At 62.9% G+C, this 14,862-nt stretch carries 11 protein-coding genes; 4 read left to right on the forward strand and 7 right to left on the reverse strand.

Features of this window, described 5'->3' with window-relative positions:
- The 4 genes from ATB98_RS07125 to rctR all read right to left on the reverse strand — a co-directional run bounded on the left by ATB98_RS07125 (position 1) and on the right by rctR (position 4,645).
- Entirely contained in the window at positions 1 to 777 is a 777-nt protein-coding gene (locus ATB98_RS07125; RefSeq protein ID WP_066871129.1) for an SDR family oxidoreductase, read from the reverse strand.
- Positions 774 to 2,486, reverse strand: coding sequence for an acetolactate synthase catalytic subunit (locus tag ATB98_RS07130; RefSeq protein ID WP_066871133.1), 1,713 nt, complete (start codon positions 2,484 to 2,486; stop codon positions 774 to 776). Before ATB98_RS07130 ends, ATB98_RS07125 begins: the two co-directional genes overlap by 4 nt.
- Positions 2,483 to 3,844 carry an aspartate aminotransferase family protein gene (locus ATB98_RS07135; protein ID WP_066871135.1) on the reverse strand — a complete coding sequence of 454 codons (1,362 nt, stop codon included), beginning with the start codon at positions 3,842 to 3,844 and terminating at the stop codon, positions 2,483 to 2,485. Before ATB98_RS07135 ends, ATB98_RS07130 begins: the two co-directional genes overlap by 4 nt.
- 102 nt (positions 3,845 to 3,946) lie before the next feature.
- On the reverse strand, positions 3,947 to 4,645 hold the full coding sequence (rctR, locus tag ATB98_RS07140; RefSeq protein ID WP_066871138.1) for a GntR family transcriptional repressor RctR: 699 nt from the start codon (positions 4,643 to 4,645) through the stop codon (positions 3,947 to 3,949).
- Between the two features lie 279 nt (positions 4,646 to 4,924).
- Between rctR and ATB98_RS07145 the strand changes: the two genes are divergently transcribed.
- From ATB98_RS07145 to ATB98_RS07160, 4 genes are read left to right on the forward strand one after another with little or no spacing between them, the layout of a single operon-like run.
- Positions 4,925 to 6,043, forward strand: coding sequence for an ABC transporter ATP-binding protein (locus ATB98_RS07145; RefSeq protein ID WP_066871141.1), 1,119 nt, complete (start codon positions 4,925 to 4,927; stop codon positions 6,041 to 6,043).
- The gene (locus ATB98_RS07150; protein ID WP_066871144.1) at positions 6,040 to 6,930 is read left to right on the forward strand and encodes an ABC transporter permease; all 891 of its coding nucleotides are present in this window, start codon (positions 6,040 to 6,042) and stop codon (positions 6,928 to 6,930) included. The genes ATB98_RS07145 and ATB98_RS07150 overlap by 4 nt, the downstream gene beginning before the upstream one ends.
- Positions 6,920 to 7,786 carry an ABC transporter permease gene (locus ATB98_RS07155; RefSeq protein ID WP_066871148.1) on the forward strand — a complete coding sequence of 289 codons (867 nt, stop codon included), beginning with the start codon at positions 6,920 to 6,922 and terminating at the stop codon, positions 7,784 to 7,786. The genes ATB98_RS07150 and ATB98_RS07155 overlap by 11 nt, the downstream gene beginning before the upstream one ends.
- A 42-nt stretch (positions 7,787 to 7,828) precedes the next feature.
- Complete coding sequence (locus ATB98_RS07160; protein WP_066871151.1) at positions 7,829 to 8,902, forward strand: ABC transporter substrate-binding protein; 1,074 nt, start codon at positions 7,829 to 7,831, stop codon at positions 8,900 to 8,902.
- 284 nt (positions 8,903 to 9,186) lie between these two features.
- Here ATB98_RS07160 and ATB98_RS07165 read toward each other — a convergent pair whose 3' ends face one another.
- The 3 genes from ATB98_RS07165 to traA all read right to left on the reverse strand — a co-directional run bounded on the left by ATB98_RS07165 (position 9,187) and on the right by traA (position 14,797).
- Positions 9,187 to 9,804: a dienelactone hydrolase family protein gene (locus ATB98_RS07165; RefSeq protein ID WP_202879845.1), complete on the reverse strand. Its 618-nt coding sequence runs from the start codon at positions 9,802 to 9,804 to the stop codon at positions 9,187 to 9,189.
- The gene (locus ATB98_RS29760) at positions 9,783 to 9,956 is read right to left on the reverse strand and encodes a hypothetical protein (protein ID WP_202879844.1); all 174 of its coding nucleotides are present in this window, start codon (positions 9,954 to 9,956) and stop codon (positions 9,783 to 9,785) included. Before ATB98_RS29760 ends, ATB98_RS07165 begins: the two co-directional genes overlap by 22 nt.
- A 221-nt stretch (positions 9,957 to 10,177) precedes the next feature.
- Complete coding sequence (gene traA / locus ATB98_RS07170; RefSeq protein WP_066871153.1) at positions 10,178 to 14,797, reverse strand: Ti-type conjugative transfer relaxase TraA; 4,620 nt, start codon at positions 14,795 to 14,797, stop codon at positions 10,178 to 10,180.
- Positions 14,798 to 14,862: the final 65 nt, after the last annotated feature.

The raw sequence follows: 14,862 nt of genomic DNA on the forward strand, positions 1-14,862 counted from the left end.
TCAAAGTGGCGCGTATTCTCCGCCGTTGACGTCGATGACCGCACCGTTGATGAACGCCGCTTCGTCGGAAGTCAGGAAGCCTATGGCGGCCGCGACCTCTTCAGGTTCCCCCATGCGACCCGCGGGAATGCGGGCAACAGCGGCGCGGTTTACGGCGCTCTCGCGCGGCCCGGCCATCTCGGTAGCGATTCTGCCCGGTGCGACTACGTTCACGCTGATCCCTTGGGCGGCGTGGCGTGCCACAAGCGAACGGGCAAGGCCTGAGAGTGCGGCTTTCGAAGCGACATAGGCCGTTCCGGCAATCCTGGGCATGGCGCGCCCGGCGATGGAGCCGACGAACACGATCCGGCCAAAGCCAGCTTCGATCATGCCCGGCAAGGCCGCCTGGCAGCACAGCATTGCCCCGGTCAGGTTGACGGAAAGAACCGCGTTCCATTCCTCGAGTGTGATCTCCTGGAATGGGGTGGGACCGTCTGGTCCCTTCGGCGAAACTCCGGCGTTGCAAATCAGGATCTCGGCCTTGCCCCAGCACTCATCCAGTTCCCGAAAGAAGGACGTTATCTGGGTTGGCTCAGCCAGATCGACAGCGCGCGCGAACACCCGCTCGGAGCCAAAGTCCTGTGAAAGCGCCTCCGCGGCGCTTTCAACATTGATGAGCTTCTGCCCGAAAACGGCGACCCGGCATCCACGAGCGAGCAGGTGTCGGGCCGTTGCCAACCCGATTCCCGAAGTGCCGCCGGTGACGACGGCAATCCTTTGTGTGGTGCAGTTCCTCATGCGGCTTCGTCCATCTTGGCGAAGAGCGAGAGCGGGGGATGCGCCGCCGGGTCGGTCATCACTTCTATCAGGAGCGGCCCTTGCTCCAAGCCGCGCTGCAAATGATAGGCAAGTTCGCTCGGATCCTCGACACGAACGGCCGGGCAGCCGCAGGCCTCCGCCAGTTTCGCGTGGTCGACCTCGGCGAAATGGCACGCCGTGGTGTAGTTGCCGAACTTCACCGTCTCCGCATCCCGCTGGAAACCGAGAATGCCGTTGTTGAGGACGACGATTGTGACAGGAAGCTTCATGCGCACCATGGTCTCGAGCTCCGCCCAACTGTGCGCGAAACCGCCGTCGCCGACGATGGCGACAACCGGCTTGTCCGGGTGGGCGACCTTGGCACCGATAGCGAGCGGCACGCCCCAACCGAGCCCCGCCAGCCCGCGAGGCGTGATAAATCGGGCCCCGCTCGCTGGCGCCCGCAGTTGGCCGAGGACCCACATGGAGGAATAGCTGGCGTCGGCAACGACGGTTACGTCGTCGGTCAGCAGGTCCTGGAGTTCCGCCATCACCCGCTCCGGGCGGATCGGACGGGAGCGCGATGTCGCGACCTCATGCCGGTCAAGCTCGAACTGTTTCCAGTATGTGGCGATGCACTCCTCCAGCCGCGCGCGATCCGCATGCCGCCGCGTGAGGTCGACGCTGGTGAGCGCTGCTCGCAGCGCCCCAAGCGTTTCCCGTGCATCGCCCACCAGCCGAATGGCTTCGTAGTTCCGCCCGATCTCCACGGGATCGAGGTCGATGTGCACGACCGTTGCGCCGGAGGGAATTTGGCGCCAATTGTCGGTGCCGTTCTGGTTGGTCCGCGTTCCGATCAGAAGCACCAGATCCGCGCTCTCGACCAAGGCGGACGAGTATCGACCGAGCGAACGCGGCCCGACCATCGAGCCTAGCACGCCGGCGGACAGCGGATGGAACTCGTCGACTGCCCCCTTCCCCATATTCGTGGTGAAGACCGGCAGGTTTGCTTCTTGCTGCAGGGCTGCAAGTTCCGGCGCGGCGCCGCCACAATGAACGCCGCCGCCGGCGATAACGATCGGGGCCTTGGCAGCGGCGATAAGGGAGGCGACCTCGGCCAATGCGTTATCCGACGGGCGGACGCGATCCAGCGGCCAATGGCCCAGGTTCCTTGACCTCGTGACCGTTGGAGATTTCGCCTCCACGCGCAGGAGATCGGCCGGAAGCAGCAGAGCGGCCGGGCCGGCACGACCCGACGTCGCGGCCGTGAACGCCGCGTCCACATAGTCGTCGATCCGTTCCGGAACCGTGACACGCCGCACCCATTTGGTGCAGGACTGCAAAAGCGCGATCTGATCCAGGTCCTGAAAGGCATTCCGGTCCGTCTGATCGCGCTCGACATCCTGTACGAGCGCCACGATCGGCACACTGGCCTTCAAGGCCTCGGCCAACGGCGGCACGAGCAAAGTTGCCGCGGGGCCGTTTTGGGCGGCAACGACACCGACCTTGCCGGAGACGCGGGCATATCCGTCGGCCATCGCGCCCCCCATGTTCTCCTGCCGGTACGCGATCTGGCGAATGCCGATCGCTTCCGCCGCGAGGATGACCGCCGATGGCAGGCTTTGGCCGAAGATGAATTCGACGTCGTGGCGGCGAAGAATCTTGGCGATACGCTGCGCAACGGTTTCGACTGGAATCTGCTGTGTCATTGCGTGCACTCCTTTCCGGATTGGATTTCGGCCGCAAGGAATTCGTCAAAGGCGCTGAGGACAAGGTCGATGTCGCTGTCGACCATTGGCGTCGAAAGGCATGCGGCGGCGCCGTACGGAAGAAGAATGCCCGCTTCCAGGAAGGAGCGACTCATTCTACGCATGAGCCAGGCCTCTTCCACGCTCAGATAGGCATCGCGATATTCGACCGGCGCGACGCGCTTCGGGTGGATGCGGAAGAGTGAGGCAGCGCCCGTCACCGAGAACGACGCGCCGCACCTGGCAATGCTCGCACTCAAGCCCGCGCGCAATCTCTCGCCCATCGCTTCGAGGCGATCGAACGCATCGGGCGTCATCGCCTCCATGGCCGCCCGGCCAGCGACCATGGAAACCGGATTTGCGGAAAAAGTGCCACCCTGCGGCAGCAACGGTTTTGCGTCTTCGGTGCCGAAAACCCGCATCACTTCCTCGCGGCCGCCTATGGCGCCGATCGGGAAGCCGCCTCCGATGATTTTGCCGGCCGTGACCAGGTCGGGGTTCAAACCATACCGTGCTGAAGCCCCGGCATAGGCTTGCCGAAGATTGAGCACCTCGTCGGCGATGATCAGGATTCCGTGCTTGCGCGCCGTTTGCGACAACGCCTCGATGAAAGCGGGCTCCGGATGCATCAAGCCCGCCCGGCTGGGCATGGGATCGATCAACACACAGGCGATGCGGTCGCTCACCGCCCTCAGACGCGCCTCGATATCCTCGACGTCGTTGAAGCGCAGAAGGTGGACCTCGTCGGCGACGCTCGCGGGAGTGCCGCGATAGGCCGGAGTGGCAACGGACATCGGCGTCCAGCCGTCCTTGCCGGGCGATACACCCTGCCCCGCCTCTGCCCAGTCATAGGCGCCGTGATATGCGCCTTCGATGCGCGCGATTGCGGGCCTGCCGGTGAAGGCGCGCGCCGCCTTGATCGCGAACATCACCGCTTCCGTGCCGCTGTTGACGAAGCGGACCCGCTCCATCGCGGGAATGCGGGCCGTCAGCAGTTCCGCAAGCGCGATTTCATGTTCCGTCGGGTTCGCAAAACAGGTCCCCGAGCGCAGCAGATCGGCGACGGCCTGCGAGACCGGCGCGAAGCCATGCCCGTGAATGAGCGTGGTGAAGTTGTTGTTCAGATCGAGGAACTGATTTCCATCGACGTCGATGAGATAGGCCCCCTCTCCGCGCTGGACATAGATCGGAGACGGGTCCTTCTCCACCGTAGCGCGGGTGGTTCCATCCGGGAACACGGCCTTGGCGCGGTTGAATAAATGCTTGGACCTACTGCGGACAGACGCCTGCCGCAGCCTGTTTGTTGATTGAACGAGCATAGTTCCGGCTTCCTGTGGTGAGAAATCGACCGCTCGCTTTGCACGAGCTTCACAATTTTGTTGCAACAAAACTGCAGCCCGTCAAGTCCATGCAACAAAATCTTAGGCCGATTGACCGGCTTCCCTCTCAAGACTGGCGCGCTTCAGCCGGCGATATCCATCACGAATATCATTCTCCATCGCCGCCCTGAGGCTTGCCCCGTCCCGCTCCGCAAGAGCCTCCACGGCGATCTCGTGGTTGCGAACACCGTATTTCTCCTCGGCAAACTCTGGGTAGAGATTGTGCAAGGACGGCCCGATCCTCAGCCACAGGCTTTCGATCATCGAGACGAGCTGCGGAAGACCCGAGAGACGATAGATCGCAAAGTGGAACTCCTTGTTGTGCCAGAGAGCTTCCGCGTAGCGCCTTTCGTCGAGGGCGGAATTGATAAGTCTTTGCAAAGACTTTAATTCTTCCACGTTATCTGGCGTGCCATGCTGAGCGGCCTGTTCGCAAGCCAGCCCCTCGAGCGCCAGGCGCGTGAGCGTTATTTCTCTCAGGGCGGCGGCGTCGAGAACCGGAACTACAACCGTCTTTGGGCCAGCGTAGACGAGCGCGCCTTCGCTCGCCAGACGGTTGATCGCATCGCGCGCGGGCGTTGTGCTGACGTCGAGATCCTGGGCGATCGCGCGCACCGTCAACTTGTGGCCCGGCCTGTAGACGCCACGGATGATACGCTCCTTCATTTCCCGATAGGCGGCATCGCCCAGCTTTTCCGGCGCTCTCTCCAGGTCTGACGATTCGTTCGGATTTTCCGCCATTTCACTCTCTCGATCGGTTGACACTGTGAATTTTTGATGCAACAAAATCAAAGTGTGAAGGTTTTGCAAAGTTTTTGTCGCATCAACGGCATTAGCAGCTTTCCCACGCGCCGTCACGCGGGCCGAAGGGCGGCCCGCGAGACACCAGAGCCCAGCAATAAGCGCATCATCCTGACTCGTCCCCGGGTCGGAAGAAGGCTTTTCATTGCGGCAGCAAAGCGGCCGTATCCAAGGGGAAGGACGCCGAAGAGCGTCCAGCAGCTGAAAGGAAAGGCGGAATTGATCGGTCAATCTCTATCCCTTGCGGGACTTCAAAAGCGATACGGCGAGGCCATTGCAGTTCGCGAGCTCTCCCTCGACATGACAGCCGGTGAATTTGTTTCGCTGCTGGGGCCGTCCGGCTCCGGCAAGACGACAGCCTTGACGATGATAGCAGGCTTCGAGACACCGAGCGCCGGCAGAATCACCATTGGCGGCCAGGACGTAACCTTCCTTGCGCCCAATCACCGGAACATCGGCATGGTGTTCCAGAAATACGCGCTGTTCCCGCACCTGACGATCCGCCAGAACATCGCCTTCCCACTCAGGATGCGCGGGCGGATGCAGAAGACTGCGATCGCGCGCCGCGTCGAGGAGATGCTGGAGCTCGTGCAGCTCTCCGAATATGCGGAGCGCTATCCCAACCAGCTTTCGGGCGGCCAACAGCAACGCGTCGCCGTTGCACGCGCGTTGGCGTTTGAGCCACCAGTCCTTCTGATGGATGAACCGCTTGGCGCACTCGACAAGAAGCTGAGAGAGGCGATGCAGTTCGAGATCAAGCGTCTGCAGGAGCGACTTGGCGCCACGGTCGTGTATGTAACCCACGATCAGGACGAAGCGCTGACGATGTCGGATCGCATCGCCATCATGTCCGACGGCCGCCTGATGCAGTTCGGTACTCCGACGGAACTCTACCGGCAGCCGAGGACCGAGTTCGTCGCGGATTTCATCGGTCGGATGAATTTTATCGATGGCGATTGCCTCGACTGCACGGCCGAGCAAACGGTTGTCCGCCTGTCCGAGAGAACGGTGCTCAACCTCCCTTCGGCGGCGAACGAGCGTACACGCAGATATAACGCCGGAACGGCTCTGCGGTTGGCGATCCGTCCGGAACGGATGCGTCTCACGAAACGTGGCGATGGCGGGGCGGACGCGCTGCCGGGCATTGTTGATGCTGCCGTGTTCATCGGCTCGACCTACATCTATCTCGTCCGGCTCGCCGATCGCCCCGACGCAAGCCTGCAGGTGCAAATCGCTGCCGACGGCGTGACGCCGTTCCAAAAGAACGATGACGTCGACATTGTCCTCGACGGCGCGGCCGCCCACGTCTTTCCCGTGATGGAGAGGTGCGCGGCATGACCCGTTCGCTGACATTACTCCCACGTTCATTGTCGTTCCGCCGGCCGAGTTCCGCACGCTTTTATTCGCTGACCACCTCCCTGGCATTGGTCACGCCGCTCCTCGCGGCCCTGATGGCGGGGTTCTTGTATCCGGTGGCGCGGCTGGTCGCTCTGAGTTTTTCCGGAGGAACGCTCAGCCACTATCGGCGTATTTTCACCGAGCCGCTTCACCTCGAGGTACTCTTCAGCACGATCGAGGTCGCCTTTATCGTGACGGTCGCAAGCCTGCTGTTGGGTTTCCCGGTCGCCTATCTGATGGCACAGCTGGGCAAGGGCCTTGCGATGGCTGTCACCGCCTGCGTCTTCATCCCGTTGTGGACTTCCGTGCTCATACGCTCCTACGCATGGGTCGTTCTTCTCCAACGCAACGGCATCATCAACACGCTGCTCGTCGATACGGGGCCGACAGAAGGGCCGCTGAAGTTGATCTATACCCAGGGCGCGGTCATCCTCGCTATGACGCACGTGCTGATGCCGTTCATGATCTTACCCATCTATTCGACGCTACGCGCCCTTCCCCCCGATTACGTGCGGGCTGCCCGCAATCTCGGCGCCGGGCCCGTCCGTGCCTTCGTCGCCGTGACGCTGCCGCTCAGCCTGCCCGGCGTCTTTGCTGGCAGCGTCATGTGCTTCGTGCTCGCCCTCGGCTTCTACATCACGCCGGCACTGGTTGGTGGTCCCAACTCAATGCTGATGGCGACGCTCATTGGCCAGCAGACAACGGTGCTGCTCGACTGGCCGTTTGCCGCAGCTCTTTCGACCGTGCTTCTCGCCGTCACTCTCCTATTCGTCCTGATGTTCCGCAGGACGCTCTCGCTCAGCAAGGGTTTGAACAGTGTCTACTGAACACGCACAGCTTAGGGGCCGAGTTCCTGCGGTCATCGATATCTTCGCCGCTCCGACCAGCCGCGCCTATTCGAGAGCCGCGGGGATCATCGCCATCGGCGCGGGGATCGGATGCGTTCTCTTTTTCCTCCTGCTGCCGACACTAATCGTCCTTCCGATGTCGCTCAGCGAAACCGACTATCTCGAGTTCCCGCCCAGGGGTCTGACGCTCAAATGGTACAGCGCCTACTTCAACGATCCGGATTGGATGGCGGCGACGTGGTTCAGTCTGAAGATCGCGCTCGCGACAACGGCGACAGCAACGGTCGCGGGTACCATGGCGGCTCTCGCCATCGTGCGAGGATGTCTTCCGTTCAGGTCCACTTTGCAGGCGCTGGCGCTCGGGCCGATGATCGTGCCTCACATCATCCTCGGCGTGGCGCTCTATCTCGCCTTTGCGCCACTGCAGCTCACCGGCAGCTTCTTTGGATTCCTCGTCGCGCATACCGTCCTGGCAGTGCCTTACGTGATCATCACCGTCACCGCGTCGGTGCAACGCTTCGATCCGACGCTCGAGCTGGCCGCGTTGAACTGCGGGGCCAACAGGCTGCAGGCCTTTTTCCTAGTCGTACTGCCGAACATCATCCCGGGTGTCGCGGCCGCGGCCGTGTTCGCCTTCCTCGCCTCATTCGATGAAGCGACCGTCGCGTTCTTCATATCGGACATTAGTGGCAAATCGATCGGCCGCAAGATGTTCGAGGACATCGACTTCAACCTGACGCCTGTCATTGCCGCGGTCTCGACGGTGCTCGTCGCCACGTCCCTCCTGCTCATGGGCACGGTCCATCTTCTGAACGGCCGCAGATCCCGATCGTGAAGCCGACGACCCCACTTTCACCAACTGCTAAAGGAATCTTTCATGACCTCTCTCCTTTCACGTTCCGCAACAGCCCTGAAGCCTACCATCGCCGGATTTCTCTCTTTAATGGCCCTGTCCCTTCCGGCGTTAGCCGACGAAAAAGTCATCATCGCCTCGACCGGTGGTGCCTATGACAAGGCCTTAAGGGAAGCCTGGTTCGATCCATTCACGAAGGCAACGGGCATCGAGGTGGTCACTGTCGCGGCGACGAACGCCGAAATGCGCGCCAAGGCTGCAGCGATGGTGAAAACCGGAAACGTTAAGTGGGACCTCTATCTCGATGGCGAGATCCAGGCCGCGTCGAAGGCGCATCGGGAGGTCACGGAGGATCTGACCGAGTTCTGCCGGCAGTTTGCCGATCGCGAGGACCTCGGCGCCAATGCCTGCGCCGCTGGCGGGGTCCTGCTGCAGTCCACGGCTACGCTCTTGGCCTACCGAACCGGAAAACCCGGCGAGCCCGTTCCTGCGACCTGGGCCGATATGTGGGACACAGGGAAATTTCCGGGCGAACGGGCCTTTCCAAACTTCGATGATCCCTGGCGCGTCATGGCCGCCGCGCTGCTCGCCGATGGTGTCAAGCGCGACGAACTGTTTCCGCTCGACATCGATCGCGCGCTGGCCAAGCTCGACCAGATCAGGCCTTCCGTCTCGCTGTGGTGGAAGACGGGCGATCAGAGCGTGCAAGGGTTTCGCAACGGCGAGTACTCGCTCGGGCAAATCTGGTTGACGCGCGCCAAGGCGATGCAGAGCGAGGGACTGCCCATTGCCTGGTCTTACAAGGCCGCCTTCCTCGTCGGCGACCGGATAGCACTGGTTAGAGGCGCACCGCACCGCGACAATGCGCTCAAGCTGATGGCCTTCTGGCTGAACTCGCCCGCGGCGCAGGCCAAGGCGTGCGAAGCACTTTCCTGCACACCCCCGAGCAGTGACGCGATCGCGATGATGTCGGAGGAGGCGCGCAAGACGATGCCGCAAGGTGACGACGTTCGGGATCACATCATCATTCCCGATGCGGAGTGGATCAACGCTAATGCTGCGATGATGTTGCAGCAATGGAACGAGTGGATTCGCTGACTGCGTGCAGCGTCCGCGTGCATGGTGGCGAGGCGCGGCGATCCAGCAGCGCCTCGCCCTGCATATCCTCATTTTGCTCCAGAAGCAGTCGCCCCACACTTTCTGATCCGCGGCAGGGAGCGACCCAGAGCGGTCGGCGGCATCCGCACCAGAAATGGTACGGTTCGGCCCAAACCGGTCGAAGCGCTGTCGCAAAAGTCCACCGCATAATGCCGACTTTTGCGAGGGAGTTCTGCGACAGAAACTTCTCCGAAAGATCAGCGATCTCGATTTTGTCGCCGACCTTAGGATTTGGGCGACTTAGCGGGTAAAGTCTCGCTGATAAGATCGAGCACGGCTTGCCATGCGCGCACGGAGTGTTCCGGGTGATAGCCGACGCCGGGCACCGTGGCATCGGTGTGAGTGGTCCCCGCAGCGGGAGATCCATCGGGATTTGTCGGCCGAGCCCAGAAAGCGTGCTTCGCTCCGCCGTAGATATTCACGCGCCAGTCGATCCCGGCAGCTTGGAGCGCGCGGCCAAACGTCAGCACCTGCTCAGGAGTGCAAAGGGGGTCTTCGGAGCCAGTACACAGAAGGAAAGCGCTGGTCACATCGGTCCAGTCGTCGGCGCTGGCAGGCGGCAAGGCAGGATGAACGACCGCAATGGCCTTAAACGGCACGCCGGTCCTTGCAAGTTCGAGCACGATCCGGCCACCAGTGCCATAGCCGAGAGCGGCGAGCCGGTCTGGGTCGACGCCGGGCGTCGCGAGAAGAACATTAAGCGCGGCGCGACCGATGGCCTGCATCCGCTCGACATCGGCCAGCAAAGGCATGCAACGGGCTAGCATAGCCTCTGGCCTGCCGAAGAACGTCTCGCCACCGTGATAATCCATCGCAAACGCTAGATAGCCATGCGCGGCCAGATCGTCAGCGCGATGCCGTTGATAGTCGTCGAGGCCGACCCGTCATGCCCTATAAGCACCGTCGGCCAAGGCCCCTCACCGTCCGGCCGCGCTAGATGGGCAACCATGCGCAAGCCGTCCACATCATAGATTATTTCGCACGTTGCACTCATATCTGCCTCCTCGCCAAGCGATACTATATTGCCGGGATGTTTTCTAAGAAAAGTTGTCGGTCGCAAACCCAATTAAAGCGATCGCCGAAGGGCGGAAATCTGCGCAACTATATACATTTGCCACTCGCGACCGCATTTTCGCGCCGTTGTTCCACCGCGGCGACATCCCGCTCTTTGAGAGTCATAGACGCGCTCTGTTACAACGGCGTGGCCTGGTGAAGTCAGTATGTGACGCCGCGGGCGCGATCGATGATGCGCTGCTGACGCTCAGATATGATTTGCTGGCTCGCCTGCATGCGGACGGTCTGCTGAAGCACCTTCAGCCGCTCGTGCATCGCCTCAAAAGCGCGCCGCTGCTTCGGCGGCACGCGATTGATGGTATCCTTCTCTCCGCGCAGGATGGCGTTGCGGCCGAAGCGCTCGTCGAGCGCCCGGCTGACCGCGGCAAACTCTTGGGCGATGGCGGGATCGAGCGAGCCGGCGGCCACGTCGAGCTTGCTGCCTTTCTTTCTCATCTGCACTGTCAACTGCCGCAGCGCGTCTTCGGCAGCCTGCGACAATCCGGGAATGGCTACCGCCATGCGGCGACGCTCGTCTGTGATGGCCTGATGCTCCGCATCGAAGGCGCTGACATAAGCCGCGCCGAGCGAACGCAAACGGACTGACGCTTGCGCCACCGCCTGCAAAGCTTGCTTCCGTTCCCGGCCGGAGGCGAGCATGGGATCCATCAAGCGTTCGGAGCCGCGCAGCGCCCCATAGGCGGCGGGATCGTTGACCACGGCCGCCGCGATCCGCTCGGCCGCAAAGCCCTTGACGATCAAGTCCTCTATTCTGTCGACCGCGCCGGCCGGATCGCGCCAGATGCGTGCGGCGGTCTCGGCGAGCGCAGCGCGATTGTGACGATAGTGCGGGACAGCAAGCGCCCGTGGGCGCGCCTCCTCGTCCACCGGCGTCCTGAACTCCGTCACGGCGGCGAGCATCGGCAACGCGATCATGGTCTCCTTCCCGACCTCCACACTTGCACCAGCAACGATCTTCGAACGGTCCTTCTTTTCGGCAAGATGCTGCTCCTCGACGAAGCGCCGGACGGCCTCGAAGAGCCGCGTGAGCTTCCCGCGCCGTTCATCCGCGAGATGTTCCGGCATGCGCCCGGCGATGTTGCGTTCGGCAATCGCATCGGCCTTCGCGGTGAAGGCGCTCCGGCCGAAGCGGGCGGTCAATGCGTCGCTCACCGCCTTCACCTCCTGCACGAGCGAGCGATCCTCGGCGGCAAGGGCAAAGGCGGTCTTCCAGGCGTCGTCGCCGCCCTGCTTGCGCACCGCCTCGATTTCGACGAGGCGCGCCATGGCCTGTTTCGAGAGCGCCGGGATCGACAAAGACATATAGGCCCGGCGCGTCTGCTCGCGCTCGCGGAACCTTTCGGCATTCCTGCGGAACTCGGTCGCATGGGCGCGGGCCAAGGGCAGAAGGTCAGACATAGCGGCCATGGCCGTGTTGCGCTCATCGCGTGCGGCGCGACCGTCGACGATGTTGTCAGACCCGCGCAGGCGGCCGAGCCGATCCGGCGCATGGGCGAGATCGTTGGCGAGCTCGCGGGGCTCGATGGCAGCATCGGAGGAGAGCGCATTCAGGTGGGCAAGCGACGCGTCGGGATCGCGATAGATTTTTTCGAGCAGCGGCCGGAGAATCTGCTCGCGCTCCTTCCACCGCGGCGAGGAAAGCTGCGCCAGACGCGCATCCTCGTCAACGCTCCGGGAAAACTGCGTGGTGGGCGGGATCAGATAATGCCCGCTGGCCGGGATTCCTTGCGAAAGCGATTCCGTCCGATCCTCGCTGTACGAAACGCGCCGCTCGCGCTCGATTGCAAAACCGAGCGCCACGCTCGCCCGCTCCCAGAGCTTCGCCACCTGTTCCCTCTTATCGGCAATCCAGGCCAGCCGCCGCGAAACGCCCTCCTCTACTTCCGCCGCGATCTCGGCGAGCGTGTCGATGCCGCGCCGCCGCGCGAAGTCCTGTGCATGCGCCTGGTAACCGGCCTCGCTCTCGAAATCGAGCGTGGTGGTCTTCGCGCCGGATCGACCGAGACGCTCGACAAGCTCACTGAACAGCTCCGGCCGGTGGCTCTCGCGCTCGATCCGCTCCTGGCGGGCGTCTGCGGTTTCGACTTGCTTCGCAGTCCAGACGTTTCGGTCGACTTCCCGTTCTTCGAAGCGCTTCTCGCCCGTTTCTTCCTCGATGACGGGTACCATCACCTTGACCTTCTCGACGCCATCCTTTCGCAAGAGAACGGTATCGCCTTCCGAGACGCCGGCCTCCTCGAGTGCCTTCGGCAGGCTCACGCCCCAAAGACGATGGACGGTTCCGTCGTCCGTCCTGACGTCGGCATAGGGGCTTTCGTCCGCATCCTCGTCAGCGGGTCGGAACTTGCCTTGTCCGGTTTCCACGAGCTCGCCGGTGACGCCGGCGGCATGATCGACGCGCGGCTTCCACCCCCATTCCGGCTTTGGCTCAAAATCCTCTCGCGCGGCATAGAGATCGGCGCGGTCGCGATGGCGCGTCATCGCCACATAGGTCAGATGCTGGTCCATCATGCCGGTGGCGAGCACGAAGGTCCGGTTGACCGTCGACCCTTGAGACTTGTGGATGGTCGCGGCATAACCGTGATCGACATTGCGATAGCTGTCCTCGCTGATGACGACATCGCGGCCATTGTCGAGACGGACCGACAGCAACGCGTCGCCCCGTTTGTCGCCGGTGGAAACCACTGTACCGAGCATGCCGTTCTTAACGTATTGCGGACCAAAACGGCGCGCGCGCGGCTCGACGAAGCGGGCATTTTCCAAGAAGATGATGCGGTCGCCGGCGGCAAATTCGCGAAGCCCACGCGCCGTCTGGAATTCGCGCGCCCCGGTCAGCGCGCGCTCCTCGATCATGACCTTACGCAGGGACTCGTTGAGCTTCTGCACGTCAGCGTTGGTATGCGCCAGCACGAGCAGCTCGTCGCCACGAAGCCGAGGCGTTTCCTCGCCAACGATGGATTTCTGAAGGAGCGCGCGGCGAGCGTCCGCCCAGTCGGAAACGATGCGACCGATGATTTCGTCACGCGTCTCCGTCTCGACAATACGGCCATACTGGGCATAGGCATCGAGACCCTTCTCGATCTCGCCGCGGGCAAAGAGCCGCGAGGCATCGCGCGCCCATTGCTCGCGTTGCCGGCGCATGCCGGCGAGCTCGGCAAACCCGACCCGCTCCGTAATCGCCCGGAAGGCCGCGCCAGCCTGGATCGGCTGGAGCTGCATGGCATCGCCGACCAGAACGACCTTCGCGCCTGCGTCCTCCACGGCCTTGAGGATACGCGCCATCTGCTGCGACGACACCATTCCCGCCTCATCGATGACAAGCAGATCGCCGCGTTGGAGCGTCTCGCGCCCGCTGGCCCAGGCCAGTTCCCAGGATGCCAGGGTGCGCGATTTGATGCCGGAACTGTCCTCCAGCCCTTCCGCTGCCTTGCCGGCAAGCGCCGCACCGATCACCCGGCGGCCCTCACGTTCCCATACGAGGCGGGCCGCCGCCAGAAGGGTCGACTTGCCCGTGCCGGCAAGACCGACGACGGCCGCGATGCCGCTGTCGCCAGTGACGTGGCGAACGGCATCGACCTGCTCCTGATCGAGCCTGAAGGGCTTTCCCGGATCGGCCGTTTCGATGCTTAGGACGGCTGCGGCGACCTGAGCGTAAGAGACGCCGAAACGCCTGCGCTCCGACAACACTCGAGCGGACTCTGCCATGTCATATTCGATGCGCAGGATCTCCCGCGTCGTGAAGATCGCCGGTTCCGCGGCCTTGCCGGTCTCAGCGTCGAGCTGCTGCGGCTTGAGCGTGACCAACTCGTCCGACGCCATCAGCCGCGCGCGGATGTTGACGAAATCGACGGGATCGTCGACATAGCGATGCAGCGCCTTGGCGATATCCTTCTCATCGAAGGTGGACCGTTCGTTGGCGAGCTGCTTTAAGAGAAGCCCGGGGTCGGTGAGCAGCCGGTCGGCCATTTCCTGTCGGCGGGCGAGGTCGGCCGGCGCGAAATACATCTCGACACCCTTGCGGGCGAGCGCCGCCTTTTCCGGTCCGAGGTGTTTTTGTGCGATGCCGTCGAGGCCCTGCTCGGCATAGGAGCGGCCGTCGAGCCGGATCTCGTGGCCGGCAAGCGCCAGATGCCGGTTCGCCGCTTCCGCCCAGGCGATCTTCCACGCCTTCATCGTTTCCTTGTCGCCGGCCCAGAGCTTGTAGACGATCTTGCCGTTCGGCCGATCGGGCGTGATGACGCGCAGCGGTTCGCCGTCCTTGCCCAAGACAGGAACCTTCTTCGGCCCAAACCCCTCCTCCGCCAAAGGCCTGAGGGTCGTCATCAGATGGATGTGCGGATTGCCATCCTTGTCGTGATAGACCCAGTCGGCCACCATGCCTCTGGACGTCAGATTGTCCCGGACGAAATCCCGTACCAAGGCAATGTTCTCGGCGCGCGTCAGTTCTTCCGGAAGCGCGATGATCAACTCCCGGGCCAGCTGCGCGTCCGCCCGTGTCTCGTGAGCCTCGACGGCATTCCACAGCGCTTCGCTTGCACCTGCGACCGAACGTCCATCTATCGTCGACCGGAGCCAAGCGGGAATATCGTCCGGCAGCGCCAACTCCTCATGCACCAGTTCGGAGGCGCCGCCACGATAGCTGAACGAGGTTCCAGCCTGCTCGTCCATCATCCGGACGCGGTGGCGGTAGGCGGCGGCCGAGACGATACTGCGTCCCGCTCCCCTGCTGATCACCTGCGCTCTGACGAACATGATCGCCACGGCTGTCTCCAGACCTCTCAAGCACGTCGCGCCAGCGACGTATATTGCGCCCTCAAACCGATCGG

It is taken from the genome of Sinorhizobium saheli (genome assembly GCF_001651875.1).
GTDB lineage: Bacteria > Pseudomonadota > Alphaproteobacteria > Rhizobiales > Rhizobiaceae > Sinorhizobium > Sinorhizobium saheli.

Excerpts from the sequence above, each read along its gene's own strand:
- ATB98_RS07160 (WP_066871151.1), top strand. The coding sequence starts at position 7,829 with ATGACCTCTCTCCTTTCACGTTCCGCAACAGCCCTGAAGCCTACCATC.
- ATB98_RS07150 (WP_066871144.1), top strand. The coding sequence starts at position 6,040 with ATGACCCGTTCGCTGACATTACTCCCACGTTCATTGTCGTTCCGCCGG.
- ATB98_RS07125 (WP_066871129.1), bottom strand. The coding sequence starts at position 777 with ATGAGGAACTGCACCACACAAAGGATTGCCGTCGTCACCGGCGGCACT.
- ATB98_RS29760 (WP_202879844.1), bottom strand. The coding sequence starts at position 9,956 with ATGAGTGCAACGTGCGAAATAATCTATGATGTGGACGGCTTGCGCATG.
- ATB98_RS07130 (WP_066871133.1), bottom strand. The coding sequence starts at position 2,486 with ATGACACAGCAGATTCCAGTCGAAACCGTTGCGCAGCGTATCGCCAAG.
- rctR (WP_066871138.1), bottom strand. The coding sequence starts at position 4,645 with ATGGCGGAAAATCCGAACGAATCGTCAGACCTGGAGAGAGCGCCGGAA.
- ATB98_RS07135 (WP_066871135.1), bottom strand. The coding sequence starts at position 3,844 with ATGCTCGTTCAATCAACAAACAGGCTGCGGCAGGCGTCTGTCCGCAGT.